Source organism: Arthrobacter mobilis (genome assembly GCF_012395835.1).
GTDB classification, from domain to species: domain Bacteria; phylum Actinomycetota; class Actinomycetes; order Actinomycetales; family Micrococcaceae; genus Crystallibacter; species Crystallibacter mobilis.
Map to the genome: position 1 here is coordinate 73,954 of NZ_JAAZSQ010000014.1, position 23,159 is coordinate 97,112.

A 23,159-nucleotide genomic window follows, 5' to 3' on the forward strand; every position below is an offset into this window, starting at 1 on the left:
CGGTCAGCGCAGCAGCCGGCCGATGGCGTCCGCGGCTTCCTTGACTTTGTCCTGCACCAGCTGCGGATTCCCGGTGGCTTCGGCATCCCGGGCCGCACCGACGACGCAGTGGGCGATGTGGTCCTCGAGCAGGCCGAGGCTGACGGCGTGCAGGGCCTTGTTGATGGCCGAAACCTGCGTCAGGATGTCGATGCAGTACTTGTCCTCGTCCACCATGCGCGCGATGCCGCGGACCTGGCCTTCGATGCGCTTGAGCCGGCGCAGGTAGGCGGCCTTGTCCACGGTATAGGCGTGGCCGACATGCGCATCAGGCGCCCCGGAATCCGGGCCGCCTGATACGGCGTCCGCCGCGGCCAGGGCCTGGGCGATGTCCTTCTCGATGGTCATGGACCAACTGTATACCCCTGCAGGGTATGAATCAACCGGAATGCGCCTGCCGCGGCTGCGGCCGCAGCGACCAGTACGCCCAGGCGGAGGTGGCGAGCATCAGCCCCGCGCCGATCCCGGCCGTGACGGCGACACCGCTGTCGAAGGCGTGGAAGGCCGACGCCAGCAGTGCCTCGGCGGTGCCGGCCGGTAGGTCCGCCGCGGTATTGACGGCGCCGCCCAGCGTCTCGCCGGCGGCCGCCGCCTGCTCCGGCGTCAGGCCGGCCGGCAGGTCGATGTGGGTCCGGTAGGAGGAGACCAGGATGCTGCCCAGCAGGGCGGTGCCGAAGACCGAACCGACTTCATAGGCCGTTTCCGACACGGCCGAGGCAGCGCCGGCCTTGGCCGCGGGCACGCTGGCGAGGACCAGGTCGTTGGACAGCGTCTCGGATGCGCCGACGCCGGCGCCAAGCAGGGCAAAGGCTGCCATCAAGGTGCCGGCCGGGGCGCCCTGGCCGGCCGTGGCCACCATCGAGTAGGCGCCGGCCGAGAGCAGCAGCGCCCCGGCGACCACCAGGTGCGCCGGCACGCGCCGCACCAGCCGCACCACGAGGAACCCGGCGGCGATGGTGATGGCCAGGCCCGGCAGCAGCACCAGGCCTGCGTCCAGCGGGCTGAGGCCGAGCACCAGCTGCAGGTGCTGGGAGACGAAGTACAGGAACCCCACGAGTGCGAAGATGGCCAGCAGGTTCACCAGCACCGCGCCGGTGAACGGGCGGACACGGAACAGCCTCACATCCAGCATGGGGTCCGGCCGCTCCAGCTGGCGGCGGGTGAACAGCCAGCCGGCCAGCAGCCCGAGGCCGGCTGCGGCGGCGGTCTTGGCCAGGCTGCCGTCATGGGCCAGGTTCTTGATCGCGTAGACCAGCGGCAGCATGGTCAGCACGGACAGCACAATGCCGGGCACGTCGACCCTGCCGGGATTCGGGTCCTTGCTCTCGGGCACGAACAGCGGGACCAGCACCAGCATGGCCGCCAGCACCGGCACGGCCAGCAGGAAGACCGAGCCCCACCAGAAGTGCTCGAGCAGCATGCCGCCCACCAGCGGGCCGACGGCGGCCCCGGCGGAGAAGCCCGCCGCCCACACCGCAATGGCCAGGCGGCGCTGGCTGCGGTCGGTGAAGATATTGCGGATCAGCGAGAGCGTGGCGGGCATCAGCATGGAGCCGAAAATCCCCAGTCCGGCCCGGGCCGCCAGCAGCATTTCGGCGCTGGGGGCGAAGGCGGCCACGGCGGACAGGGCCGCGAAGCCGGCACCGCCGAGCATCAGCATCCGCCGGCGCCCGAACCTGTCCCCGAGGCTGCCCATGGCCACCAGCAGGCCGGCCAGTACCAGCGGGTAGATGTCGATGATCCACAGCAGCATGGTGCCGGTGGTGCTGAAGGCCAGCGAAATCGAGGGCAGGGCGAAGCTGAGCACCGTGTTGTCGACGGCGACCAGCAGGACCGGAAGCATCAGGACGGCGAGCGCCGTCCATTCCTTGCGGCCGGCGCGCAGTTCGAGGGCGAGCATGGTGTCTCCTTGAATCGTGGGTCCGCCCTTACTATACCGTCTGGACGGTTTAGTGGCAAAGCGGCGGCGACGTAGGATGGAGCCATGTCCAGTGCCAAAGACCGCATCCTCGACAGCTTCGAAGACATCCTGATCAAGGAAGGGGAGCGGGCCGCCACCATGGATGCGGTGGCAGCGGCCGCCGGGGTCTCCAAGGGCGGGCTGCTGTACCACTTCCGTTCCAAGGAGGCGATGGTCCAGGCCCTCTGCGAGCGCCTCGAGGCGCTGACCGCGGCGGAGTCGGAGCTGATCGTGTCAGCACCCGAGGGGGCGGCGCGCTACTACGTCAGGACGTCCCGGTACATCGACTCACCGCTGGACCGGGCCATCGTGGCGGTGGCGCGGCTGGTCCAGCAGGGCCATCCGGCGGCGGTGCAGACCTTCGCCCGGGTCCAGGAGGTGTGGCTGGGGGCGCTCGAATCCTGCCTGGGCAGCCGGGCGCTGGCGCAGGCAGTCAAGCTGATGGGCGACGGGCTGTACTACAGCGCGACGTTCTTCTCCGCCGGCACCACCGGTCCCCGGGTCACCGACGAGGAACTGGAAGCGGTGCTGGAGCAGGTGGACGCGCTCGTGGCGCGCAAGTAGCGCTCCCTGAGGGAGCCCGCTGAACGCTAGCTGGCGTCCGGATGGCGGGCGGGCAGCAGCTCGGTGAGCAGCTGCTGGACGCGGCCCTTGATCTCGTCCCGCACCGGCCGCAGGGCCGCCAGGTCCTTGCCGGCGGTGTCCTCCAGGTCCCAGTCCTCGTAGCGCCGGCCCGGGACCACCGGGCATTCCTCGCGGGAGCCGAGGGTGACCACGAGGTGGGCCCGCTCCAGGTCCTCCTTGGTCAGCGCCTTGGGCTGTTCGGCGGAGATGTCGACGCCGTCCTCGGCCATGGCCGCCACGACGTCCGGGTTGGCCCGGCGCGCCGGCCGCAGGCCGGCCGAGCGGACCTCGACGGTGCCGCGGGCCAGCTGGGCCAGGTAGCCGGCAGCCATCTGGGAACGGCCGGCATTGCGCTCGCAGACGAAGAGGACGCTGGGCTTGGCGGCATCGGTGTCGGTCATGGGGCTATTATTCGCTGGTACCCGGTGCCCTGAACAGCCTTGGCGCCGGATCCTTACTGGAATCGGAGAAGCGGCAGGGACCCCGTCCCGAGCCTGCGAGGGAAAGGGGAAGCTGCTGAACGGAAAGCAGCCCATGAACGTCAAAACCGGCAAGCCCAGCGTCCTTTTCGTCTGCTCCACCAACAGCGGCAAGTCCCCGATGGCGGCCGGCCTGATGGAACTGGCGGCAGCCGGGACGGTGGAGGTCAGCTCCTGCGGCACCGTGCCGGGCGAGGCGGTGAACCCGGAATCGGCGGCCTCGCTGGCCGAACTCGGCGTCGACATCGGCGCCCGGGTGCCCGTGGCGGTGACCGAGGAAGCCCAGCGGGCCGCCGACGTCGTCGTCATCCTGGGCAGCAACGCGCAGCTGGAGCAGCTGCCGGGCACCCGGTACGAGCGCTGGGAGATCGAGGAACCGAGCCTGCGCGGCATCCACGGGGCGGAGCGGATGCGCCTGGTCCGCGACCAGCTCAGGGCCCGGGTCGAGGCGCTGCACCGGGAACTGACCGGCCGGTAGCAGCCGCCGCCGGCCGCGGCCGGCGGCGCCGCCTGGTGTGCTCAGCCCTGGCCGGCCGCGGCGTTCTGCGCGCTGGCGGCCTCGACGGCCTCCGGCGACATCCAGAGCAGCTCCCAGACGTGGCCGTCGGGGTCGGCGATGGAGGCCCCGTACATGCCGGGCATCTGCTCCTTGGCCGGCAGGTAGACGCTGCCGCCGGCGGCCTCGGCCTTGGCCACGAGGTCATCCACCTCCTCGGCGGAGTCGCAGCTGAGGCAGTTGAGCACCTCCTTGGCGGCCGAATTCAGGTGTGCCGTCCCGCCCTCGCCGAGGAAGCCCTCGTACATCTGCTTCTCCAGCAGCATGATCGTGATGTTGTCGGCCACGGTGATGGCCGAACACTGCTCGTTGCTGAAGCGCGGGTCCTTGGCGAAGCCGAGGGCGGTGTAGAAACCGGTGGCCTTGCGGATGTCGCTGACCGGAAGGTTCGGGAAGATCATGCGTGCCATCAGGTGCTCCCTTGCGCGGTGGTCGGGTCTGCCGCGGCCGCGGGCGTTCCCCGTCCGCCGGCCGGACGGTGACCAGACTGGCACCGGCGGCGGGCAAAGGCAAGAGGCAGCTGCCGGGGCGGCCGGGACGGCAGCGCTGCCGGAGGCGGACCCTTGAAGCACCTGCCGGGCACGCCTACGGTGGAGGTACAGGCCGAACCGGAGGACCGAACCATGACCGAACCGCGCATTGAACAGTGGTGGCAGGAGCTGGAAACCGAGCACAAGGAATGGTTCCGCGAGAACCTGCGGGCCGAAACCATCGAGCCGGACGTGGCCCTGGCGGTCTACGAGGCCGGCGGCCCGGACCTGAAGGACAAGACGCTGCCTCCGCGGGACTGGGACTTCATCGAAACGCAGTCCGAGTTCGTCGACTAGCGGCTCCCCGCTCCTGCGGGAAACGCCGGACCGGTGGCATGCTGGAGGCAGCCGCCCGCCCGATTGGAGACGCCGTGACCCCGCTGAAGGCCGCCGACCGCGCCCTCGTCCCGCCCTTCGAAGTCATGAGCATCCTGGACCGGGTGGCCCACATGCGGGCAGCCGGCCGGGACGTGATCTCGCTGTGCGCGGGCGAGCCCTCTGCCGGCGCACCCCGGGCAGTCTCGGCCCGCGCCGCCGAAATCCACGCCTCCGGCCTGGCCCTGACCTACACCGGCGCCTTGGGCATTCGGCCGCTGCGCGAGGCAGTCGCCGCCCACTACGGCCGCTGGTACGGCCTCGACGTCGACCCGGACGAGGTGGCCATCACCACCGGATCCTCGGGCGCCTTCGTGCTGGCGTTCCTGGCCGCCTTCAACCACGGGGACCGGGTGGCGCTGGCCCGTCCGGGCTATCCGGCCTACCGGAACATCCTGCGGGCGCTGGGCTGCCAGGTGGTGGAGCTCGACTGCGGGCCGGCCGAGCGCTACCAGCCCACCCCGGCGCTGCTGGAGGCGGCGGCCGCCGCGCACGGCGGGCTGGACGGGCTCATCCTGGCCTCGCCGGCCAACCCCACCGGCACCATGGCCACCCGTGCCGAGCTCGGGGCGCTCACCGGCTGGTGCGCCGAAAACGGGGTGCGCCTGGTCAGCGACGAGATCTACCACGGCATCACCTACCCGGCCGATCCGCACGCCCCGGGCGCCCGCGGCGTCTGCGCCTGGGAACTGGACCGGACCGCCGTCGTCATCTCCTCCTTCTCCAAGTACTGGGGCATGACCGGCTGGCGGCTGGGCTGGGCCCTGATGCCGGCGGACCTGGCCGGGGCCATCGACGCGCTCGCCGGCAATGTGGCGCTCTGCCCGCCGGCCCCGGCCCAGCTGGCCGCCGTCGAGGCGTTCACCGAGGAGTCCTACGCCGGCGCCGACGCCGCGGTGGCCGGCTACGCGCAGGTCCGGGCGCTGCTGCTGGAGAACCTCGGCCGGCTCGACTGGGGCAGCGCGGCCCCGGCGGACGGGGCCTTCTACCTGTACGCGGACCTCGGGCCGCAGCTGGCCGGCTTCGCCGATTCGGCCGCCTACTGCCGGGCGCTGCTGGAGCAGGAGGGCGTGGCCCTGGTGCCGGGCGCGGATTTCGACGGCGTGCACGGCACCCGGTCCGTGCGCCTGTCCTTCGCCGCCGGCCGGGAGGCGGTGGCCGGGGCGCTGGGGCGGATCCTCAGGTTCCAGTCCCGGCGCTGACGGCCTGCCGCTGCTCGTCGGGCGCTGAAGGCGCCGCCGTCAGTCCTTCTCCGCGGGCGCCTTCAGGTCCAGGTGGTGGCTGGGCACCCGGTCCCGGTCATAGGTGATCTCGGTGAACCCGTGCGGGGCCGGGTTCCCGTCCTCGTCCAGGTTCACGAACACGATCTTCTCGATGGTCAGGATGGACTTGCGCGTGATCATGTTGCGCACCTCCGCGCGCATGGTCAGCGAGGTCCGGCCGAAGTGCGTGGCGGTCAGGCCCATCTCGATCAGGTCCCCCTGCCGGGCGGAGCTGACGAAGTTGATCTCGGACATGTACTTGGTCACCGCCATGCCGTTGCCCAGCTGGATGATGGCGTAGATCGCCGCTTCCTCGTCGATCCAGCGCAGCAGGCTGCCGCCGAAGAGCGTGCCGTTGGCGTTGAGGTCCTCGGGGCGCACCCACTTGCGGGTGTGGAAGGTAATGTCGCCGGTTGTCATGTTCCGAGGCTAGCCTGCCGTCCGGGCCCGCCCCAGCACGTGACGCTCCGGGTCAGCCGGGGACCGCGGCCGCGATGACCTTGGCATAGCAGCGCGAACCTTCCACCCCCTCGTAGGGGCCGAAGTTCGGGACCGGCAGGTAGCCGCCGCGTTCGTAGAAGCGCCTGCCGTCGGCCTGGACCGACCCGGCCTCGGCCCGGAGTTCCACGTACCCGGCGGCCAGGGCCTTCGCTTCCAGCGCGGCCAGGATGGCCGCGGAGACCCCGGAGCCGCGGGCGTAGGGGACCACGTACACCCGCTTGATCTCCGCGGTGGCCTCGTCCAGCCGCCGCAGCCCGCCGCAGCCGAGCGGTTGGCCGGAGGATTTTTCGTAGGCGACGAGGAAGACGGCCATGTCCGCCGCCGAGGGCGCCGGGCCCGGCTCGTGGCCGGCGGTGCCGAACCGCGCGTCCAGCTCCGCCTGCTGGGCCGCGCGCAGGTCCGCCCCGACCGGGTTGGACCAGGGCACCTCCTTGATGGTGAGCCGCGGGGTGTGCATCACTGCCTCCTGTCTGCCGAAGGTGTATGCACACCAAGCCTAGGAGCGGCCGGTTTCGCCGGTGTTTCCGCCCGGTGCACATCGGTTTACGGCACCCGGCGGACGGATGACGGCAGCCGGGCAGGCGCCGGCACCGCCGTCGTCCGTGGGCCGGGGGAGCTGCTGCGGGGGGAGAACTTTAGCCTGTGTGAGACAATAGTGCCAATGTCTTCCCAGAATTCCTCCACTGTGTCCTCTGCCGTGCCTGCCGCCGCGCCCGCCCCGGCCGCCGGCTCCGAGCGCCCCCAGGTCCGCCCCGCCGCCGAGGGCTGGCAGCAGGCCGTCACCCGCGAGGGCCGGCCGCTGCTGCAGTTCAAGTCCCCGCGCGTGTCCCAGCCGCCGGTGCACCTGGCGGACCTGAGCCTGGCCGAGCGCCAGGAGAAGCTCAAGGAGCTGGGCCTGCCGGCCTTCCGCGCCAAGCAGCTGTCGGTGCACTACTTCCAGCACTACACCACCGACCCGGAGCGCATGAGCGACCTGCCCAAGGCCGGGCGCGCGGAGCTGGTGCAGGCGCTGTTCCCGACGCTGCTGACCGAGGTCAAGCGGCTGACCACCGACAAGGGGGACACCATCAAGTTCCTCTGGCGGCTCTTCGACGGCTCGCTGGTCGAGTCGGTGCTGATGCGCTACCCCGGCCGGATCACCCTGTGCGTGTCCAGCCAGTGCGGCTGCGGGATGAACTGCCCGTTCTGCGCCACCGGCCAGGCCGGGCTGACCCGGAACATGTCCACCGCGGAGATCCTGGACCAGATCGTTCAGGCCAACCGGGTCATCGCCGAAGGCGGGCTCGGCGGCCGGGCCCGCGCCGGCGGAAGCGATCCGGAGCGGGTCACCAACATCGTCTTCATGGGCATGGGCGAGCCGCTGGCCAACTACAAGCGCGTGATGGCCGCGGTGCACCGGATGGCCGCGGAGGCGCCGGAGGGCCTGGGCATGAGCGCTAGGAACATCACCGTCTCCACCGTCGGCCTGGTCCCGGCGATCAACAAGCTGGCCGCCGAGGACATCCCGGTCACCTTCGCCCTGAGCCTGCACGCCCCGGACGACGAGCTGCGCGATGACCTGATCCCGGTCAACTCCCGCTGGAAGGTCGACGAGGCCCTGGACGCCGCCTGGAACTACTACAAGGCCACCGGCCGGCGTGTCTCGATCGAATACGCGCTGATCAAGGACATGAACGACCACCCCTGGCGCGCGGACCTGCTGGCGAAGAAGCTGAACAAGCGCGGCCGCGGCTGGGTGCACGTGAACCCGATCCCGCTGAACCCGACGCCGGGCTCGATCTGGACCAGCTCCGAGCCGGCCGTCACCCGCGAGTTCATCGACCGGCTGACCGCCGCCGGGATTCCCACCACCTTGCGTGATACCCGCGGCAAGGAGATCGACGGCGCCTGCGGCCAGCTCGCGGCTGCCGAGTAGCCGGGGAGCGGGGCACGGGCGGACCGGGAGCGGGCGGCTCCCGGTCCGGGCCCCGCGGCTGCCGGGCTGCCGGGACACCGGGGGTTCCCGGCAGTCCGGCAGAAATAAGTGCGGCAGAATTGCGAAGGCCCCCGGCCGGACGTGATCGTCCGGCCAGGGGCCTTTCCGTTGCGGGGAGAGGATTTGAACCTCTGACCTCTGGGTTATGAGCCCAGCGAGCTACCGAACTGCTCCACCCCGCGGCGTGTATAACGACTGTAAACCTTTTGTTCTTCCAACAACGACTTTCGTGTCCAGTCTCACACCGGCCGGCGCCCGGCGGCTGTCCGGCGGCCGGCCAAACCGTCGGTGGCAGCCGGTAGCGTCCCAGGTGGCGCCTCCGGCCCGGGGGCCGCCAGGGGACCCTCGGGGGAAGGGGCAATACCGTGGCACTGATTAAGTGGGACAAGACGGGTGCGGAGCTGGCGGAACTGATCCGTTCGGACAGGACCCGGCATCTGATCGTGGTTTCGCATCTGCCCGACCGGACGGACCTTAATCTGGACGCCGGTTACCTGGCCCGGGAAACCGAGGGCTGGGGAGACGTCGTGCTGATTACCAGCGGTCCGGTGAGCTATGGCCTGAAGGATGCGTTGCCGGAAGGAAGCGATGTCTACGGCAACGGGGCGCGCGTATACCGTGCGGCGGCGGGGGACCGCCCGGCCGGCGATCCCACCCGGTTCGTGCTGCCGAGCACCCGGGGAGAAGTCGGCAGGAAGGCCGAAGAGCTGCTGGATATCTTCTTTGGCCTCCCGGTGGACCAGGCCGTGCTGGAGCAGGCCGCCACCGGACCGGTCCCACTGGTGGCCGGCCCCGACATCCGGTCCGGAACGGTGACGGGCTTCCTGGGCGCCGGGGAGCTTGCCTGGGTGAGGCTGGAGGACGGCTCCCCCGCCACGGTCGCGCAGCCGGACCTCGTGCCGGGGGTGCGGCTGGACTGGCTGCTGGCACGCGGGCAGAAGGTCAGCGGCCCGGTGGATCCGGTGTCCTGGCGGATGGACCTCTCCGGCTCGCTGGTACGGCTGCCCAACGCCCAGTCCCACTACGGCTGGGGCAAGGTCGTGCTGTGCCTGGTGGAGGCGGTGGACGGGGACCGGGCATGCCTGGAGGTTCTGCCCGGCGACAAGATCCGGATTTCCCGCGAGGACGTGACCTCGAACGAGTTGGACGCCCTGGAAGACCTGCTCACGGCCGGTGCCGTGGTCGCTGCGCGGCTGGGCCAGGAAAAGGGCGTGCGCAAGCTTTCGCTCCGGGAGGTGGACGACGACGAGGTGGTCGAGCCCGCTCCGGCGGTCATCGAAGGCGGCCTGCCCTGGCTGCTGCCCGGCCGTGACCTCCTGCCGCCGAGCCAGGAGGAACTGGAGCAGCCGGCGGACACCGCGGACCCAAAGGCACTGGTGTCCGGGACGGAGGGCCCCGGGGAACCGGCCGCCCGGTCGGGCACCGCCCTGAAATCCGTCCTGCGGGAACTCGACGCCGCGCGCGCCGAAATCCGCCGCCTGCGCGCCGAGGAGGAGGAACGCCTGGGCAAGGACCAGGTCATCGAACGGCTCCGGAACGAACTGGCGGGCACCCACGCGGCCCTGGTGGAGGCCGGTTCCGAGCTTTCCGAACTCCGGGCCCTGAACCGGAAAACCCAGGAACGCCTGCTGAAGGCCCAGAAGCGCGTCCGGGAGGCGGAAAGACCCCGTCCAGCGGCCATGTATCCCCGGGTGTTCGCCGCCAACGAGGACCAGTTCCGCCACGAGCTCCACCTGCAGTGGACGGAACGGGTCCAGGCCTCGGAGAAGGCCCGGTACCCGCTGGCAGAACCTGCCCTGGGCCCGAAGTTCCTCCGGTCCTACTTCGGCCACCCGCCGGAGCTGCGCCTCAAGGCGCTGCGGGCGCTGGTGGACCTGCTGACGGGCCGGGCGGAGCGGATGGGGACGCGGGATGTCCATCCGCTGCGGAGGGGCAGGGGTGCGGGGGAGCAGCAGTGGGTCCGGGAGGGTGACGGGGCGGGGTACTGGCGGATGTCGGTGGAGGGAGACACCCCGGCTTCCCGAAGGATACATTATCTGGTGCTGGGGAACAGGAGGATCGAGCTGCACGAGCTGGTGCCGCATGAGGTGATGGAACCTTGATGGAACCTTAGTGCCGGGCTGAGGCCGGTTAACAGTACGGCGGCCCGGGTTGCACAACCCGGGCCGCCGCCGTCGTCCGCCGCGCTTCACGGCGGCGAGGGATGCCTACTTCTTGAGGTGGTCCACCAGCTGGCTGGCGATGCCGTTGTAGGTGGCCGGGGTCAGCGCGAGCAGGCGCTCCTCGGCCTCGGCGGACAGGCCGAGGCCGGAGACGAATTCCTTCATCCGCGCGGCGTCGACGCGGTGGCCCCGGGTCAGCTCCTTGAGCCGCTCGTACGGGTCCTCCATGCCCGGCACCCCGGCGACGGCCTCGGCGCGCATCACCATCTGGATGGCCTCGCCGAGCACCTCCCAGTTCTCGTCCAGGTCCGCGGCGAGCACGTCGGTGGCCACGTCCAGCCGGTCCAGGCCCTTGGCCACATTGGAGATCGCCAGCAGCGAGTGGCCGAAGGCGACGCCGATGTTGCGCTGCGAGGAGGAGTCCGTGAGGTCGCGCTGCCAGCGGGAGGTGACCAGGGTGGCGGCCAGGGTGTCCAGCAGGCCGTTGGAGATCTCCAGGTTCGCCTCGGCGTTCTCGAAGCGGATCGGGTTGACCTTGTGCGGCATGGTCGAGGACCCGGTGGCGCCCTCGACCGGGATCTGGGCAAAGTAGCCGATGGAGATGTAGCTCCAGATATCCGTGCAGACATTGTGCAGGATCCGGTTGAAGCGGGCGACGTCGGCGTAGAGCTCGGCCTGCCAGTCGTGGGATTCGATCTGCGTGGTCAGCGGGTTCCAGGTCAGGCCCAGCCCCTCCACGAAGCTCCTGGACACGGCCTGCCAGTCCGCGCCGGGCACGGAGGCGTAGTGCGCGGCGTAGGTGCCGGTGGCACCGTTGATCTTGCCCAGGTACTCGGTCTTGGCGATCCGGTCCAGCTGGCGGGTCAGCCGGTGCACGGTGACGGCCAGTTCCTTGCCGAGCGTGGTGGGGGTGGCCGGCTGGCCGTGGGTGCGGGAGAGCATCGGCACGTCGCGGTTGGCCTCGGCCATGGCGGCCAGCTGGGCGACCAGGTCCCGGGCGGCGGGCAGCCAGACCTGCTCGACGGCACCCTTGACGCCGACGGCGTAGGAGAGGTTGTTGATGTCCTCGGAGGTGCAGCCGAAGTGGACCATCGCCTTGAGCCGGTCGATGCCGATGTCGGCCAGGCGGCTGCCGATGTAGTACTCCACGGCCTTGACGTCGTGGACGGTCACGGCCTCGATATCGGCCAGTTCGCGCACGGAGTTGCCGTCGAAGTCGGTGACGATCTTGCGCAGGGCGCTCTGCTGCTCGGCGGTGAGCGGCCCGGCACCCGGGAGCACGGACTGGTTGGTCAGATGGATCAGCCATTCGACTTCCACATGCACCCGGTCACGGTTGAGCGCGGCTTCGGAGAGGTAATCCACCAGCGGGGCGACGGCGGCGTGGTAGCGCCCGTCCAGGGGGCCAAGCGCGATTGCGGGGGAAACTTCTGCCAAAGAAACGCGGTGATGTTCAGCCATGGCCCCTATTCTTTCATGCCTGCTGCCCCCGGCCGCGGCGGTGGCGGACGCCGACCCGCCCTCCACAGCCGGCCTCCCGGCCCGGCTGCGCACATCCGCCAGCCGTGCGCTGCCCCCGCACCGCAGCGCACCGTAGCGTCGGTGGCGGGGAGACGCAGTACCAAGGAGAACCACAGATGGATTTCTGGACGACGACGCCGGCTGACTCCCGTACTGGGGCCGGCGGGGAGGTCCGGCAGCTGGCGCAGCGGCTGCTCGAATGCGAGGCCAGGCTGCTGGAGGTGAACGTTTCGCTGGCAGGACTGGAACTTGCCGCCTGGGAGTCCCCGGCGGGACAGGCCTTCCGGCGTGCGCTGGCGGAGAAGTGCCTGCGGGTCGACGACGCCGCGGACAAGGTCCGCGCGGCCGCCGGCCAGGTGGGTGCCTTCGGACAGGCCGTCGAGGCGGCCCTGGCCGAAAGCCTGCGGTTCCCATGACGGCCGAGGACTGGCATCCGGAGTCCGCCCGCTGGTGGGAGAACCGTTTCGGCTCCAGCGACTATCCCGGCTACACGGTTTCCGGCGGCGTGGGCGGTGCTGCCTTCCAATGGGAGGAACTTGAGGACGCCGCTGCCCGGCTGGAGGCCATTGCCGGCCGGGTGGAGCAGATCCGGGCGGATGCGGCGGAAGTGGAACGGCAACTGCTGGACGGTACGCTGGCCGCGGTACCGGGATGGTTTGCCGTCCGGATGGCGGTATTGGCGGCATGGTCAGCCATCGGACAGGGCGGCCGCCGGATTCGGGAGCTCTCGGACCACGTGCACCGGGCGCACCAGGTGTACCTGGCGGCGGAGCAGGCCGTGCGGTCCACGCTGGCCGCGGCGGACCGGCCGACCTGGTGGATCACCGCTCCGCTGGGGGCGCTGGGCAACGAGGGCCGGCCCACCCGCGAGGGCACCGAGCGCGTGCTCAACAATGCGCCGGAGGCATTGGCGGTCCTGCTGGGCCTGCCGCCGGCACTCGCCGGGCCGCTGCTGCGCGATGTCCGCCATTGCGGTGCGGGCGGGACCACAGTTCCGGGGCGGCTGGCACCGGCCCTGGTGGCCGCGGCGAACTCGGCCGGGCTGCTCCGCTCCGGGCCGATCGTGGTGTCGCGCGCCGGACCCGCCGGGCCCGTGTCGCTGCCCCCGACGGCTGCCGGGCTGCTTGCCCGCACCGCTGCGGCGGAACAGGCAGGCCCGGGGCACCTCGAACTGGTCGAGATCCGCCGGAACGGCAGCAGCAGCTGGATCGTGGCCCTGCCGGGAACCCAGGCCAGCGGGGGAGCGGCCGCCACCGCGAATCCCTTCGACGAAACCGGTATTGCCGAGGCGCTGGCCGCGGAGAGCAGGTTCGTGGCCGAGGCGGTTTCCCAGGCCCTGGCGGAGGCAGGCGCGGCGGCCGGCGAGCCGGTGATCCTGGCCGGATACAGCCAGGGCGGCCTGCACGCCATGAACCTGGCCCGGAACCGGGAGTTCCTGTCCCGGCACCCGGTCGGCTATGTCCTCACCGCCGGCTCGCCGGTAGGGGACCGGACGCCGGCTCCGGGAACCAGAAGCCTGCATCTGGAGCACCGGCAGGACTGGGTGGCCGGCGCGGACGGGGTGCCGAACCCGGATACCCGCGGGCGGGTGACCGTCACGCTCACCGGCCGTGTGGCAACCCCTGCCGGCGAGGACGGCGGACTGGGGCCCGGCCACGATTTCGGCAACTACCTGGCGGCCGCGCGGACCCTCGAGCACAGCCCGGATCCGTCCGTGGCGGACTCGGCGGCAGTGGTCGCGGCCGCGCTTGCCGGCGGCACGGCCCGGCGGCACGTCTTCAAGCTCACCCGCCGGGCGCCCGGGCCTCCCCGCCCTGGTCCGCCGCCCGTTAGGGGGCCCCGGTGACGGCCGCCTCCAGACGGGACTTGATCAGTTCCGTGATGCGTGCCCGGCAGCCGCCGCAGCCGGTTCCGGCCCGGGTTTGCTCGCCCACTGCGCCGGCGCTACTGCAGCCGCCGGCCACCGCCGCTTCGACCTGGCCGAGGGTGGCCCCGGTGCAGCGGCACAGGACCGAATCCGGGTCCGCCGGGCCGGAAAAGTCCGGCAGCTGCTCGGCGGCATCGAGCCGGAACAGCGCCGTGCGGTCGGCGGGAAGTTCGGAACCTCGTTCGTACAGCAGCACCAGTTCGGCGGCCGTGCGCGGCATGCCGACGCAGACCAGGCCCTCAAGCAGGCCGCCGCGGGTGACCAGCTTGGCGTACCGTCCGTGCTCCGGGTCCGCCCACTGGGCCACCCTGCGCGGCGGCACGACGCCTCCGCAGCCGTCGGTGCACGGCACTGCCTCATCGTCGTCCCAGAGTTCGGCGTCGATCGTGCCGGCCGAAGCCATGTCCACGTTCCGGGCCTTGAGCAGCATGACGGCGGGCTTTTCGGCGGCCAGCTCCGGCAGCGGCGCCACATCGTCCGCGGCCTGGGGGCCGGCCTCGCGGATCAGGTGCCGGGCGAGCCATTCGGCCTGCCGCCAGCCGGGTCCGATCAGGCCTGCCGGCCCGCCCGCCCCCGCGCAGGACCGGCAGGAGGAGTCGCCGCAGCGGACCTCGGCACAGTCGCCGATGGCGAAGATCGTGCCTTCCGTGTCCGCTGCCAGCCGGTGGTTGACCACAATGCCTGCCGCCACCGGCAGCCCGGCGCCTTCGGCCAGGCCGGTGCGCGGCCGGACGCCGCAGGAGAGCAGCAGCAGGTCACCGCCGATCCGGCGGCCGTCCTCGAGCTCGAGGGCGTCGAAGCGGTGCCGGCCGCCGGCCTGCGGCCGGAAACTGACGCCGGTGGAGCGTGCCCCGGAGATGAGGTTGATGCCTGCGGAGCGCAGCGCCCTGGCCAGGGTTCTGCCTCCGCCGTTGTCGATATTGCGGGCCAGCGGCCGGTCGCCGTGATGGACCAGCGTCACCCGTGCGCCTTCCTCGGCGGCAGCAAGGGCGGCCTCGATGCCCAGGATTCCGCCGCCGAGCACGATCACGTGCCCGCCGCCGTCCACTGCTTCCCGCAGCCGTGCGGCGTCGCCCAGGTCCCGCAGTGCGGTGACGCCCGGGGGCAGCAGGTGCAGGGCGGCGGGGTCCGGATTCAGTCCGGTGAGGGTGGGCACGACGGCGCGGGCGCCGGTGGCCAGCACCAGCCGGTCGTACGGTGCCCACGTCCCGTTGTCCAGCTCCAGCATCCGGCGGGGGCGGTCGATCCGCCGGACGGTGGTTCCGAGCAGGACGTTGACGCCGGCGGCGCGCAGCTCGCCGGCGTCGGCGAGTCCGATGGCGTCGGCAGTGGTCCGGCCGACCCCCAGGTCGGCCACCAGAACGCGGTTGTAGGCGGGGACGGTTTCGGCACCGATCACCGTGAGCAGTACCTGCCCGCTGCGCACGGGGGGCAGCAGCTCCTCGATCAGGCGGGCAGCCACCGGCCCGAAACCGACCACGGCAATCCGCACGGGGGTCTTGGGATTCACAGGATTCCTGCTTTCTCCAGCACGCGCACCCGGACGGCGCTGGTCTTGAACTCCGGCATCCCGGAGACCGGGTCCGTTGCGGCCTGGGTCAGCAGATTGGCGCTCTGTTCCCCGGGGAAGTGGAAGGGCAGGAAGACCGTGTCGGGCCGGACGGCGGTGGTCAGTTCGGCGCGGGCCCGCACGGTGCCCCGGCCGTTGCTGATCTCGGCCATGTCCCCGTCCCCGATGCCCAGGGGCAGTGCGGTGGCCGGGTGCAGCTGGAGGCGGGGTTCGGGCTGTGCCGAGGACAGCTCGGCCACCCGCCGGGTCTGCGCTCCGGACTGGTAGTGCTCGAGCAGGCGGCCGGTGGTGAGGATGAGCTCTCCGGCACGGTGCAGCTGCTCGGCCGGGACACCGGGGGAGACCGGGGTCAGCTTCGCCCGTCCGTCCGGGTGGGCGAAGGCCTTGAGGAAGAGCCGGGGCGTGCCGGCCGAACCCGCCGGGAACGGCCAGTAAGCCGGCGCGTCGTCGTGCTCGAGCTGCGCATAGCCGATGCCCGAGTAGTCGGCCAGGCCCCCGGCAGAGGCCAGCCGCAGTTCCTCGAACACCGTCTCGGGATCGTCGCTGAACGTCGACGGCGCCTGCAGCCGGGCCGCCAGCTCACGCATGATCCACAACTCCGAGCGCGCCCCCTCCGGCGGATCGACCGCACGGCGGCGCCGGATGACCCGTCCTTCCAGGTTGGTCATGGTGCCCTCCTCCTCGGCCCACTGCAGCACCGGCAGGACCAGGTCCGCCTCGGCAGCGGTTTCGGACAGGACAAAGTCCGCGACCACCAGGAAATCCAGGCTCCGCAGGCCGGCCAGCACGGCACCGGCATCGGGCGAGGACACCGCGATGTTCGAGCCGTGGACAAAGAGGCAGCGGACGCCGCCGGGCCGGCCCAGGGACTTCAGCAGCTCCACCGCCGGCAGGCCCGGCCCCGGCAGCTGCTCCGGGGCGACGCCCCACACGGCGGCGACGTGCTCGCGCGCCGCCGGGTCGGTGATCTTGCGGTAGCCGGGCAGCTGGTCGGATTTCTGTCCGTGCTCACGCCCGCCCTGGCCGTTGCCCTGGCCGGTCAGGGTGCCGTAGCCGCTGTGGCTGCTGCCGGGCAGCCCGAGCAGCAGGCTCAGGTTGATCGCGGCGGTGGCCGTGTCGGTGCCGTCAACGTGCTGTTCCACGCCCCGGCCGGTGAGGATGTACGTCCCGCCGGCCGAGAGCCCGGCACGGGCGCTGCGGACACCCTCTGCCAGCCGGCGCGCGGTTTCGCGGACCAGCTCGGCCGGCACACCGGTGACGGACTGGACCCGCTCCGGCCACCAGGCGTTGAGGCTGCGGACCAGCGGCCGGTAGCCGTCGGTGCGCCGCTGGACGAAGTCCTGGTCCGCGAGGCCCTCGTGCACCACCACGTGGGCAATGCCGAGCAGCAGCGCCATATCGGTTCCGGGGGTCGGCTGCAGGTGCAGTCCGGCCCCGCCGCCGGTCAGGGCCGCAGTGGCAGAACGTCGCGGATCGACGACGATCAGTCCGCCGGCGTCCCGGGCACCCTGCAGGTGCGCCACGAACGGGGGCATGGTGTCCGCGACGTTGGAGCCCAGGAGCAGGACCGTGTGCGCGTGGTCCAGATCGGCCAGCGGGAAGGGGAGTCCGCGGTCCAGGCCGAAGGCCCGGTTTCCGGCCGCCGCCGCCGAGGACATGCAGAACCGCCCGTTGTAGTCGATGCGCGGGGTGCGCAGCGCCAGCCGGGCGAACTTGCCCAGCTGGTAGGCCTTTTCGTTGGTCAGCCCGCCGCTGCCGAAGACGCCGACGGCGTCGGTTCCGTGCCGCTCCCAGGCCGCGCGCACCGCGTCCGCGGCCCGGTCCAGGGCTTCGTCCCAGCCGATCGGGCGGAGGACGCCGTCGGGGCCGCGCAGCAGCGGCGCCGTGAGCCTTTCCGGCGAGTTCAGCAGGGCGGGGGAGGTCCAGCCCTTGCGGCACAGTCCGCCCCGGTTGGTGGGAAAGTCGCGGCCGGATGCCTCCAGGGCCGTCCCGGCACTGGAATCACCGGCGCCGGAGGCTGCACCCGCGGGAACGGCTATGCGGCCGGCCGGAGCCAGCCGCATGGCACACTGCAGCGCGCAGTAGGGGCAGTGCGTGTTGGTGGCCATTGCTAGACCCCTCCCTGGGCCATCTTGCTGCCCGGGCGCAGGTAGCAGAACCAGGCCAGGGCCAGCATGAGGGCATAGGTGGCGACGAAGCCGTAGAACGCGCCGTCGTAGCTGCCGGTGGAAGTGCTGGAGGCGTTGAGCACCTGCGGGATGAGGAAGCCGCCGTACGCGCCGATGGCGGAGATGAGGCCGAGCGCCGCCGAGGACTTGCGCTGGCTGTCGACGCCGCCGCTGACCGGCCCGGTGTCCTCGCCACGGATGGCGAAGATGCGCGGGATCATCCGGTAGGTGGCCCCGTTGCCGAAGCCGCTGGCGGTGAACAAGGCCAGGAACAGGAGCAGGAAGAGCCAGAAGTTGGCCAGCGGCAGGGTCCACACCACGGTCAGCGCAATTGCCGCCATGGCCGCGAAGGAGGCCACCGTCATCCGCGCCCCGCCGAAGCGGTCCGCCAGCTTGCCGCCGAAGGGCCGGGCCAGCGAGCCCACCAGCGGCCCGAGGAAGGCCAGGGAGAGGGCGGCCGAACCTACGGCAAAGGCCGAGAAGTCGGGGAAGACATCCTTGATCAGCTTGGGAAAGACCCCGGAGAAGCCGATGAAGGATCCGAAGGTGCCGATGTAGAGCAGGGCCATGATCCACAGGTGGGGCTCGCGCAGGGCGGCGATGGAACCTGCCACGTCGCCCTTGGCGTGGGAGAGGTTGTGCATGTAGCGCCGGGCACCCCAGACCGCGAGCAGGATCAGCGGTACCCAGACCAGCCCGGCCAGCGGCAGCTGCAGGCCACCGGTCGCGCCGAAGGCGCCGACCGTAATTGCCACCGGCACCACCAACTGGGCGACGGCGGCGCCCAGGTTTCCGCCGGCGGCGTTCAGGCCCAGGGCGTAGCCCTTTTCGGAGGCCGGGTAGAAGTAGGTGATGTTCGCCATCGAGCTGGCGAAGTTGCCGCCGCCGAAGCCTGCCAGGCCCGCCATCAGCAGCAGGACGCCGAACGGCGTCTCCGGGTTGGAGGTGCAGACGGCCAGTCCGATGGCCGGAATGAGCAGCAGCAGGGCCGAGATGATGGTCCAGTTGCGTCCGCCGAACTTGGGCACCATGAAGGTGTAGGGGATCCGCAGGGTGGCCCCGACCAGGCTGGGCATGGAAATGAGCCAGAAGATCTGCGGACTGCTTAGGTCGAAGCCGGCCGCGGGGAGCTGGACCGCGACGATGGACCACAGCTGCCACACCACGAAGCCGAGGAACTCGCAGAAGATGGACCAGCGGAGGTTGACCCGGGCGATCCTCCGTCCGGTTCCCTCCCAGAATCCGCGGTCTTCCGGGTCCCAATTGTCGATCCAGCGCCCTGAGCGCAGCCGCAGACGGTCAGGACCTGTAACGGCCGGCGCGGCCAGGACGGTGTGGCGGGTTTGTGTGGTCTGGTCAGTGCTCAACGGTATCCTCCAGGGGTCGGCGGTTCACCCGGTGGATAAAACGTTAGGCAGCGCGTGTTTCGGCTATTGCGGCCGCCGGTTACGAATGGATCAAACGTGGTTAACCGCTGCCGGCGGAGGCGGTTAGGTGCGGGGCAGGCAGCGGACGTTTAGCGGCGGCCGCCGGTGAACACGTTCGCCACGAGGGAGACCACGCTGATGATCAGGGCGCCGAGGACCGCGGTCCAGAAGAAGGAATCCACCTCGAAGTGCACCGGCGTGTAGCCGGAGATCCAGGCTGTGAGCATGAGCATGGCGGCATTGATGATGATGGTGAAAATGCCGAGCGTCAGGACGGTCAGCGGCAGTGCCAGGAAGGCCACCACCGGCCGGACGAGCGCATTGACCAGCCCGAAGATCAGGCCGATGAACAGGTAGGCCAGGATAATGCCCGCGGTCTGGTTGCCGCCCGCCGCCTCGGCCGCTGCCCCCGCCTCGATGTCCAGGCCCGGCAGCAGCCAGCTCGCCACCCAGAGCGCCAGTGCATTGACAATTACCCTGATGAGGAAGCCCATGGCTCCATCGTGGCACACCGGGCAGCAAGGCGGTGGCGGTGCTGGCCGCACGTATCCTTTAACGCATGACTTCCACCCAGCACCCCGCCAACGACGCTGCGGTTCCGGCAGCAGACGGCACCCTAGGCGAGCACGCCGCAGGTGAAAACACAGCCGAAATCCCGCCGCGCACTGTGCTGGGCCGGCTGCCGAAGTATGCTGCCGGCAAGCCTCCGGTGGCCGTCGAGGGCCTGCAGGCCTACAAGCTCTCCTCCAACGAGAATCCGCTGCCGCCGATCCCCGCCGTGCTGGCTGCCGTCCATGGCCGGACCGACATCATGCGCTATCCGGATCCGCTCTGCACGGCGCTGCGCACCGAACTCGCCTCGTTCCTGGACGTGCCGGCCGAGGATATCGTCACCGGTGCCGGCAGCCTGGGCGCCCTGACCCAGATTCTGCAGACCTTCGCCGGCCAGCGCGAGGACGGCACCGAGGACGAAGTCATCTACCCCTGGCGCTCCTTCGAGGCCTACCCGATCGTGGTCGGGCTCTCCGGTGCCCGGAGCGTGCAGGTTCCCAACCGCCCGGACGGCACCCACGATCTGGAAGCAATGGCCGCCGCGGTGACGGACCGGACGCGGGTCATCCTGTTGTGCACGCCGAACAATCCGACCGGCCCGGCCCTGACCGGTGCCCAGGTCGAAGGTTTCCTGGCCAAGGTCCCGCGCGATGTGGTCGTGGTGATCGACGAGGCCTATACCGAGTTCGTCCGGGACCCCGAGGTGGTCGACGGCATCAGCATGTACAGGAAGCACCCGAACGTGGTGGTGCTGCGCACCTTCTCCAAGGCGCACGGCCTGGCCGGCCTGCGCGTGGGTTACTCGGTATCCCGGCCGGCCATCACGCAGTACCTGCGGGTGGCCGCCACGCCGTTCGCCGTTTCCAGCCTGGCTGAGCAGGCAGCCATCACGTCGCTGCGCCACTACGACCAGGTGCTCGAGCGGGTGCAGAGCCTGGTCGACGAGCGGGAGCGCGTGGTGGCCGGACTGCGTGAACTGGGCTGGGAGTTCCCCGAAACCCAGGGCAATTTTGTCTGGCTGCCGCTGGGCGCGCGGGCGGAGGAGTTCGCCGAGTTCGCCGGGCGGCAGGCACTGTCCGTGCGGGCCTTCGCCGGCGAGGGGGTCCGCGTGAGCATCGGCGAGGTCGAGGCAAACAGCCGGTTCCTGGAGCTCTGCGCTGCGTACGTCCAGGCCCGGACCGCTTCCTGAAGCTGGCGGATTCCCGCCCCGCTCCTTTGTCATGTGGCGGAAGAAGTCCCTGACTGCCGGTAGGCTGGACAAGTAACGATCAGGATATATTCCCACAAAGGAACGTATTCCGTCAAGGGAATATATAGGAAGTGATGGCACCGCCCCCGGGCGGGGAGGAGTTCGCATGGGCGCTGACCACCTGCCCACCACGGAATTCGAGATCGAGGAACTGGAGCAGTCCCTGGACGTGGGGAACGCGCCGGCAGATGCACCCGAGATGGTGCAGCTGCTGGATGCCGAGGGCGCGCTCCGCGAGGACCCTGTGTACAGTCCGCTGGTAGCGGACCTGGATGACGGGGCCCTGCGGGGGCTGTACCGGGACATGTTCATCGTCCGCCGCTTTGACATGGAGGCGACGAGCCTGCAGCGGCAGGGCGAGCTGGCGCTGTGGCCGCCGCTGCAGGGTCAGGAGGCGGCGCAGATCGGTTCCGGCCGCGCCCTGCGGCCGCAGGACTACGTGTTCCCCACCTACCGCGAACACGGCGTGGCACTGACCCGCAACGTGGAGCTGGCCGAGCTGCTGCGTCTGTTCAGGGGTATCTCCAACGGGGGATGGGACCCGAGGCAGACCAACTTCCACCTCTACACGATGGTGCTGGCCGCCCAGACGCTGCACGCCGTCGGTTATGCCATGGGCATCCAGCGCGACGGCGCGGACGCGGTGAGCGTGGCCTACTTCGGCGACGGCGCCAGCTCGGAAGGGGACGTGCACGAGTCGATGGTCTTTGCCGCCTCGAACAAGTCCCCCGTGGTCTTCTTCTGCCAGAACAACCACTGGGCCATTTCGGTGCCTACCGAGGTACAGTCCCGCATTCCCTTGGCCAACCGGGCCAGCGGCTACGGCTTCCCGGGCATCCGCGTGGACGGCAACGACGTCGTCGCCGTCCACGCAGTAATGAAGTGGGCGCTGGAGCATGCGGCCTCCGGCCGGGGCCCGGTGCTCATCGAGGCCTTCACCTACCGGCTCGGTGCCCACACCACCGCGGATGATCCGACCAAGTACCGGCTCTCCGCCGAAGAGGAGGCCTGGCGGCTCAAGGATCCGCTGGTGCGCCTGGAGAAGCACCTGCGCTCCACCGGTGCCGCCGACGATGCCTTCTTCGCCGGCCTGAAGGAGGAGGCGGACGCCTTCGCCAAGCGGATCCGGGCGGCGCTGCCTGCCATGGAGATCCCGGTGCTGGAGGACAGCTTCAACACCGTCTATGCCGATCCCCACCCCCTCGTGGCGGAGGAACTGGCCTGGTTCAAGCAGTACGAGGCAGGCTTCGCCGACGTCGAAGCCGGTGCGAATGCCGATGGCAAAGTGCAGGAGGCCCACTGATGGCGACGATGACGATTGCCAAGGCGATCAACGAGGGCCTGCGTGCCACGCTGGCCAAGGACCCGAAGGTCATGCTGATGGGCGAGGACATCGGCAAGCTCGGCGGGGTCTACCGGGTCACCGAGGGGCTGCAGGCGGACTTCGGCGCCGAGCGCGTGGTGGACACCCCGCTGGCCGAATCCGGGATTGTCGGCACCGCCATCGGGTTGGCCTTCCGCGGCTACCGGCCGGTCTGCGAAATCCAGTTCGACGGCTTCGTTTTCCCGGCCTTCAACCAGATCACCACCCAGCTGGCCAAGATCCATGCCCGCAGTTCCGGCATGGTCACCGCGCCCGTGGTCATCCGCATCCCCTACGGCGGCGGCATCGGCTCGATCGAACACCACTCCGAATCCCCGGAAGCGCTCTTCGCCCACACCGCCGGCCTGCGCATCCTCACCCCGTCCAATGCGCACGACGCCTACTGGATGATCCAGCATGCGGTGGCCTCGAACGATCCGGTGATCGTGTTCGAACCGAAGCGCCGCTACTGGCTCAAGGGCGAAGTGGACACCGCGAACCCGGGACCGGACCCGTTCACCGCGCAGGTGCTGCGCGAAGGCACGGACGCCACCATCGTGGCCTACGGTCCGCTGGTGCCGGTGGCGCTGGCCGCGGCCCAGGCGGCGGCGGAGGAGGGACGCAGCGTCGAGGTCATTGACCTGCGCTCGATCTCCCCGATCGACTTCGACACGGTCACCGCGTCCGTGCACAAAACCGGCCGGCTGATCGTGGCCCACGAAGCCCCCACCTTCGGCGGCATCGGCGGCGAGATCGGGGCCCGCATCAGCGAGCGGGCCTTCCTGAGCCTGGAGGCACCGGTGATCCGGGTCGGCGGCTTCCACATGCCCTACCCGGTGGCCAAGGTGGAGGAACATTACCTGCCGGACATCGACAGGATCCTCGAGGCGCTCGACCGCTCGCTGGCCTACTGAGCCGA

22 protein-coding genes and 1 tRNA gene are annotated in these 23,159 nt (G+C 70.6%); 11 read left to right on the forward strand and 12 right to left on the reverse strand.

Annotated features, from left to right (window positions below; translation table 11 throughout):
* Nucleotides 1–3: 3 nt before the first annotated feature.
* Both HGG74_RS14155 and HGG74_RS14160 read right to left on the reverse strand, forming a co-directional pair.
* Nucleotides 4–387 (reverse strand): metal-sensitive transcriptional regulator, encoded by a 384-nt coding sequence (locus HGG74_RS14155; RefSeq protein ID WP_168487347.1) that lies wholly within the window; start codon nucleotides 385–387, stop codon nucleotides 4–6.
* A 31-nt stretch (nucleotides 388–418) separates the two neighbouring features.
* Nucleotides 419–1,939 carry an MFS transporter gene (locus HGG74_RS14160; RefSeq protein WP_168487349.1) on the reverse strand — a complete coding sequence of 507 codons (1,521 nt, stop codon included), beginning with the start codon at nucleotides 1,937–1,939 and terminating at the stop codon, nucleotides 419–421.
* Nucleotides 1,940–2,023: 84 nt separating this feature from the next.
* Between HGG74_RS14160 and HGG74_RS14165 the strand changes: the two genes are divergently transcribed.
* Nucleotides 2,024–2,563: a TetR/AcrR family transcriptional regulator gene (locus HGG74_RS14165; protein WP_168487351.1), complete on the forward strand. Its 540-nt coding sequence runs from the start codon at nucleotides 2,024–2,026 to the stop codon at nucleotides 2,561–2,563.
* A 26-nt stretch (nucleotides 2,564–2,589) separates the two neighbouring features.
* On the opposite strand, the gene HGG74_RS14170 is transcribed toward HGG74_RS14165, so the two are convergent.
* Nucleotides 2,590–3,024: an arsenate reductase ArsC gene (locus HGG74_RS14170; protein WP_168487353.1), complete on the reverse strand. Its 435-nt coding sequence runs from the start codon at nucleotides 3,022–3,024 to the stop codon at nucleotides 2,590–2,592.
* Between the two features lie 133 nt (nucleotides 3,025–3,157).
* On the opposite strand from HGG74_RS14170, the gene HGG74_RS14175 reads away from it, so the two are divergent.
* Entirely contained in the window at nucleotides 3,158–3,580 is a 423-nt protein-coding gene (locus HGG74_RS14175) for an arsenate-mycothiol transferase ArsC (protein ID WP_168487354.1), read from the forward strand.
* 41 nt (nucleotides 3,581–3,621) lie between these two features.
* Here the strand turns inward: HGG74_RS14175 and HGG74_RS14180 are convergent, their stop codons facing one another.
* Nucleotides 3,622–4,068, reverse strand: a complete 447-nt coding sequence (locus HGG74_RS14180) for a VOC family protein (protein WP_168487356.1) — start codon at nucleotides 4,066–4,068, stop codon at nucleotides 3,622–3,624.
* Nucleotides 4,069–4,281: 213 nt separating this feature from the next.
* On the opposite strand from HGG74_RS14180, the gene HGG74_RS14185 reads away from it, so the two are divergent.
* Complete coding sequence (locus HGG74_RS14185; protein ID WP_168487358.1) at nucleotides 4,282–4,485, forward strand: hypothetical protein; 204 nt, start codon at nucleotides 4,282–4,284, stop codon at nucleotides 4,483–4,485.
* 38 nt (nucleotides 4,486–4,523) lie between these two features.
* Nucleotides 4,524–5,765, forward strand: coding sequence for a pyridoxal phosphate-dependent aminotransferase (locus HGG74_RS14190; protein WP_168487359.1), 1,242 nt, complete (start codon nucleotides 4,524–4,526; stop codon nucleotides 5,763–5,765).
* Nucleotides 5,766–5,804: 39 nt separating this feature from the next.
* On the opposite strand, the gene HGG74_RS14195 is transcribed toward HGG74_RS14190, so the two are convergent.
* Nucleotides 5,805–6,245: an acyl-CoA thioesterase gene (locus tag HGG74_RS14195; protein ID WP_168487360.1), complete on the reverse strand. Its 441-nt coding sequence runs from the start codon at nucleotides 6,243–6,245 to the stop codon at nucleotides 5,805–5,807.
* Between the two features lie 52 nt (nucleotides 6,246–6,297).
* Nucleotides 6,298–6,786: a GNAT family N-acetyltransferase gene (locus HGG74_RS14200; protein WP_168487361.1), complete on the reverse strand. Its 489-nt coding sequence runs from the start codon at nucleotides 6,784–6,786 to the stop codon at nucleotides 6,298–6,300.
* Nucleotides 6,787–6,987: 201 nt separating this feature from the next.
* Here HGG74_RS14200 and rlmN point away from each other — a divergent pair, with 201 nt between their 5' ends.
* Nucleotides 6,988–8,241, forward strand: a complete 1,254-nt coding sequence (rlmN, locus tag HGG74_RS14205; RefSeq protein ID WP_168487362.1) for a dual-specificity RNA methyltransferase RlmN — start codon at nucleotides 6,988–6,990, stop codon at nucleotides 8,239–8,241.
* 168 nt (nucleotides 8,242–8,409) lie between these two features.
* On the opposite strand, the gene HGG74_RS14210 is transcribed toward rlmN, so the two are convergent.
* A tRNA-Met gene (locus tag HGG74_RS14210) sits at nucleotides 8,410–8,483 on the reverse strand.
* A gap of 183 nt (nucleotides 8,484–8,666) precedes the next feature.
* Here HGG74_RS14210 and HGG74_RS14215 point away from each other — a divergent pair.
* Entirely contained in the window at nucleotides 8,667–10,403 is a 1,737-nt protein-coding gene (locus HGG74_RS14215; protein ID WP_168487363.1) for a hypothetical protein, read from the forward strand.
* A 105-nt stretch (nucleotides 10,404–10,508) separates the two neighbouring features.
* Here the strand turns inward: HGG74_RS14215 and purB are convergent, their stop codons facing one another.
* Nucleotides 10,509–11,924 (reverse strand): adenylosuccinate lyase, encoded by a 1,416-nt coding sequence (purB, locus tag HGG74_RS14220; protein ID WP_168487365.1) that lies wholly within the window; start codon nucleotides 11,922–11,924, stop codon nucleotides 10,509–10,511.
* 176 nt (nucleotides 11,925–12,100) lie between these two features.
* Here purB and HGG74_RS14225 point away from each other — a divergent pair, with 176 nt between their 5' ends.
* On the forward strand, nucleotides 12,101–12,400 hold the full coding sequence (locus HGG74_RS14225) for a hypothetical protein (RefSeq protein WP_168487367.1): 300 nt from the start codon (nucleotides 12,101–12,103) through the stop codon (nucleotides 12,398–12,400).
* On the forward strand, nucleotides 12,397–13,830 hold the full coding sequence (locus HGG74_RS14230; RefSeq protein ID WP_168487368.1) for a hypothetical protein: 1,434 nt from the start codon (nucleotides 12,397–12,399) through the stop codon (nucleotides 13,828–13,830). Before HGG74_RS14225 ends, HGG74_RS14230 begins: the two co-directional genes overlap by 4 nt.
* Here the strand turns inward: HGG74_RS14230 and HGG74_RS14235 are convergent.
* The 4 genes from HGG74_RS14235 to HGG74_RS14250 all read right to left on the reverse strand — a co-directional run bounded on the left by HGG74_RS14235 (nucleotide 13,814) and on the right by HGG74_RS14250 (nucleotide 19,570).
* On the reverse strand, nucleotides 13,814–15,421 hold the full coding sequence (locus HGG74_RS14235) for an FAD-dependent oxidoreductase (protein WP_312856853.1): 1,608 nt from the start codon (nucleotides 15,419–15,421) through the stop codon (nucleotides 13,814–13,816). The two genes, HGG74_RS14230 and HGG74_RS14235, sit on opposite strands and share 17 nt — an antisense overlap.
* The gene (locus HGG74_RS14240; RefSeq protein ID WP_168487370.1) at nucleotides 15,418–17,589 is read right to left on the reverse strand and encodes a molybdopterin oxidoreductase family protein; all 2,172 of its coding nucleotides are present in this window, start codon (nucleotides 17,587–17,589) and stop codon (nucleotides 15,418–15,420) included. Before HGG74_RS14240 ends, HGG74_RS14235 begins: the two co-directional genes overlap by 4 nt.
* 2 nt (nucleotides 17,590–17,591) lie before the next feature.
* On the reverse strand, nucleotides 17,592–19,016 hold the full coding sequence (locus tag HGG74_RS14245; protein ID WP_376766143.1) for an MFS transporter: 1,425 nt from the start codon (nucleotides 19,014–19,016) through the stop codon (nucleotides 17,592–17,594).
* A 149-nt stretch (nucleotides 19,017–19,165) separates the two neighbouring features.
* Complete coding sequence (locus tag HGG74_RS14250) at nucleotides 19,166–19,570, reverse strand: phage holin family protein (RefSeq protein ID WP_168487371.1); 405 nt, start codon at nucleotides 19,568–19,570, stop codon at nucleotides 19,166–19,168.
* A gap of 65 nt (nucleotides 19,571–19,635) precedes the next feature.
* On the opposite strand from HGG74_RS14250, the gene HGG74_RS14255 reads away from it, so the two are divergent.
* The 3 genes from HGG74_RS14255 to HGG74_RS14265 all read left to right on the forward strand — a co-directional run bounded on the left by HGG74_RS14255 (nucleotide 19,636) and on the right by HGG74_RS14265 (nucleotide 23,154).
* Nucleotides 19,636–20,817, forward strand: a complete 1,182-nt coding sequence (locus HGG74_RS14255) for a histidinol-phosphate transaminase (RefSeq protein WP_168487372.1) — start codon at nucleotides 19,636–19,638, stop codon at nucleotides 20,815–20,817.
* A 166-nt stretch (nucleotides 20,818–20,983) separates the two neighbouring features.
* A complete protein-coding gene (gene pdhA / locus HGG74_RS14260; protein WP_168487373.1) occupies nucleotides 20,984–22,180 on the forward strand; it encodes a pyruvate dehydrogenase (acetyl-transferring) E1 component subunit alpha in 1,197 nt (398 codons plus the stop codon).
* The gene (locus HGG74_RS14265; RefSeq protein ID WP_168487374.1) at nucleotides 22,180–23,154 is read left to right on the forward strand and encodes an alpha-ketoacid dehydrogenase subunit beta; all 975 of its coding nucleotides are present in this window, start codon (nucleotides 22,180–22,182) and stop codon (nucleotides 23,152–23,154) included. Before pdhA ends, HGG74_RS14265 begins: the two co-directional genes overlap by 1 nt.
* Nucleotides 23,155–23,159: the final 5 nt, after the last annotated feature.

Bases quoted from the DNA above. Each gene is read 5' to 3' on its own strand.
- HGG74_RS14155 (WP_168487347.1), bottom strand. From the start codon at position 387: ATGACCATCGAGAAGGACATCGCCCAGGCCCTGGCCGCGGCGGACGCC.
- HGG74_RS14160 (WP_168487349.1), bottom strand. From the start codon at position 1,939: ATGCTCGCCCTCGAACTGCGCGCCGGCCGCAAGGAATGGACGGCGCTC.
- HGG74_RS14165 (WP_168487351.1), top strand. From the start codon at position 2,024: ATGTCCAGTGCCAAAGACCGCATCCTCGACAGCTTCGAAGACATCCTG.
- HGG74_RS14170 (WP_168487353.1), bottom strand. From the start codon at position 3,024: ATGACCGACACCGATGCCGCCAAGCCCAGCGTCCTCTTCGTCTGCGAG.
- HGG74_RS14175 (WP_168487354.1), top strand. From the start codon at position 3,158: ATGAACGTCAAAACCGGCAAGCCCAGCGTCCTTTTCGTCTGCTCCACC.
- HGG74_RS14180 (WP_168487356.1), bottom strand. From the start codon at position 4,068: ATGGCACGCATGATCTTCCCGAACCTTCCGGTCAGCGACATCCGCAAG.
- HGG74_RS14185 (WP_168487358.1), top strand. From the start codon at position 4,282: ATGACCGAACCGCGCATTGAACAGTGGTGGCAGGAGCTGGAAACCGAG.
- HGG74_RS14190 (WP_168487359.1), top strand. From the start codon at position 4,524: ATGCTGGAGGCAGCCGCCCGCCCGATTGGAGACGCCGTGACCCCGCTG.
- HGG74_RS14195 (WP_168487360.1), bottom strand. From the start codon at position 6,245: ATGACAACCGGCGACATTACCTTCCACACCCGCAAGTGGGTGCGCCCC.
- rlmN (WP_168487362.1), top strand. From the start codon at position 6,988: ATGTCTTCCCAGAATTCCTCCACTGTGTCCTCTGCCGTGCCTGCCGCC.
- purB (WP_168487365.1), bottom strand. From the start codon at position 11,924: ATGGCTGAACATCACCGCGTTTCTTTGGCAGAAGTTTCCCCCGCAATC.
- HGG74_RS14225 (WP_168487367.1), top strand. From the start codon at position 12,101: ATGGATTTCTGGACGACGACGCCGGCTGACTCCCGTACTGGGGCCGGC.
- HGG74_RS14230 (WP_168487368.1), top strand. From the start codon at position 12,397: ATGACGGCCGAGGACTGGCATCCGGAGTCCGCCCGCTGGTGGGAGAAC.
- HGG74_RS14240 (WP_168487370.1), bottom strand. From the start codon at position 17,589: ATGGCCACCAACACGCACTGCCCCTACTGCGCGCTGCAGTGTGCCATG.
- HGG74_RS14250 (WP_168487371.1), bottom strand. From the start codon at position 19,570: ATGGGCTTCCTCATCAGGGTAATTGTCAATGCACTGGCGCTCTGGGTG.
- HGG74_RS14255 (WP_168487372.1), top strand. From the start codon at position 19,636: ATGACTTCCACCCAGCACCCCGCCAACGACGCTGCGGTTCCGGCAGCA.
- pdhA (WP_168487373.1), top strand. From the start codon at position 20,984: ATGGGCGCTGACCACCTGCCCACCACGGAATTCGAGATCGAGGAACTG.
- HGG74_RS14265 (WP_168487374.1), top strand. From the start codon at position 22,180: ATGGCGACGATGACGATTGCCAAGGCGATCAACGAGGGCCTGCGTGCC.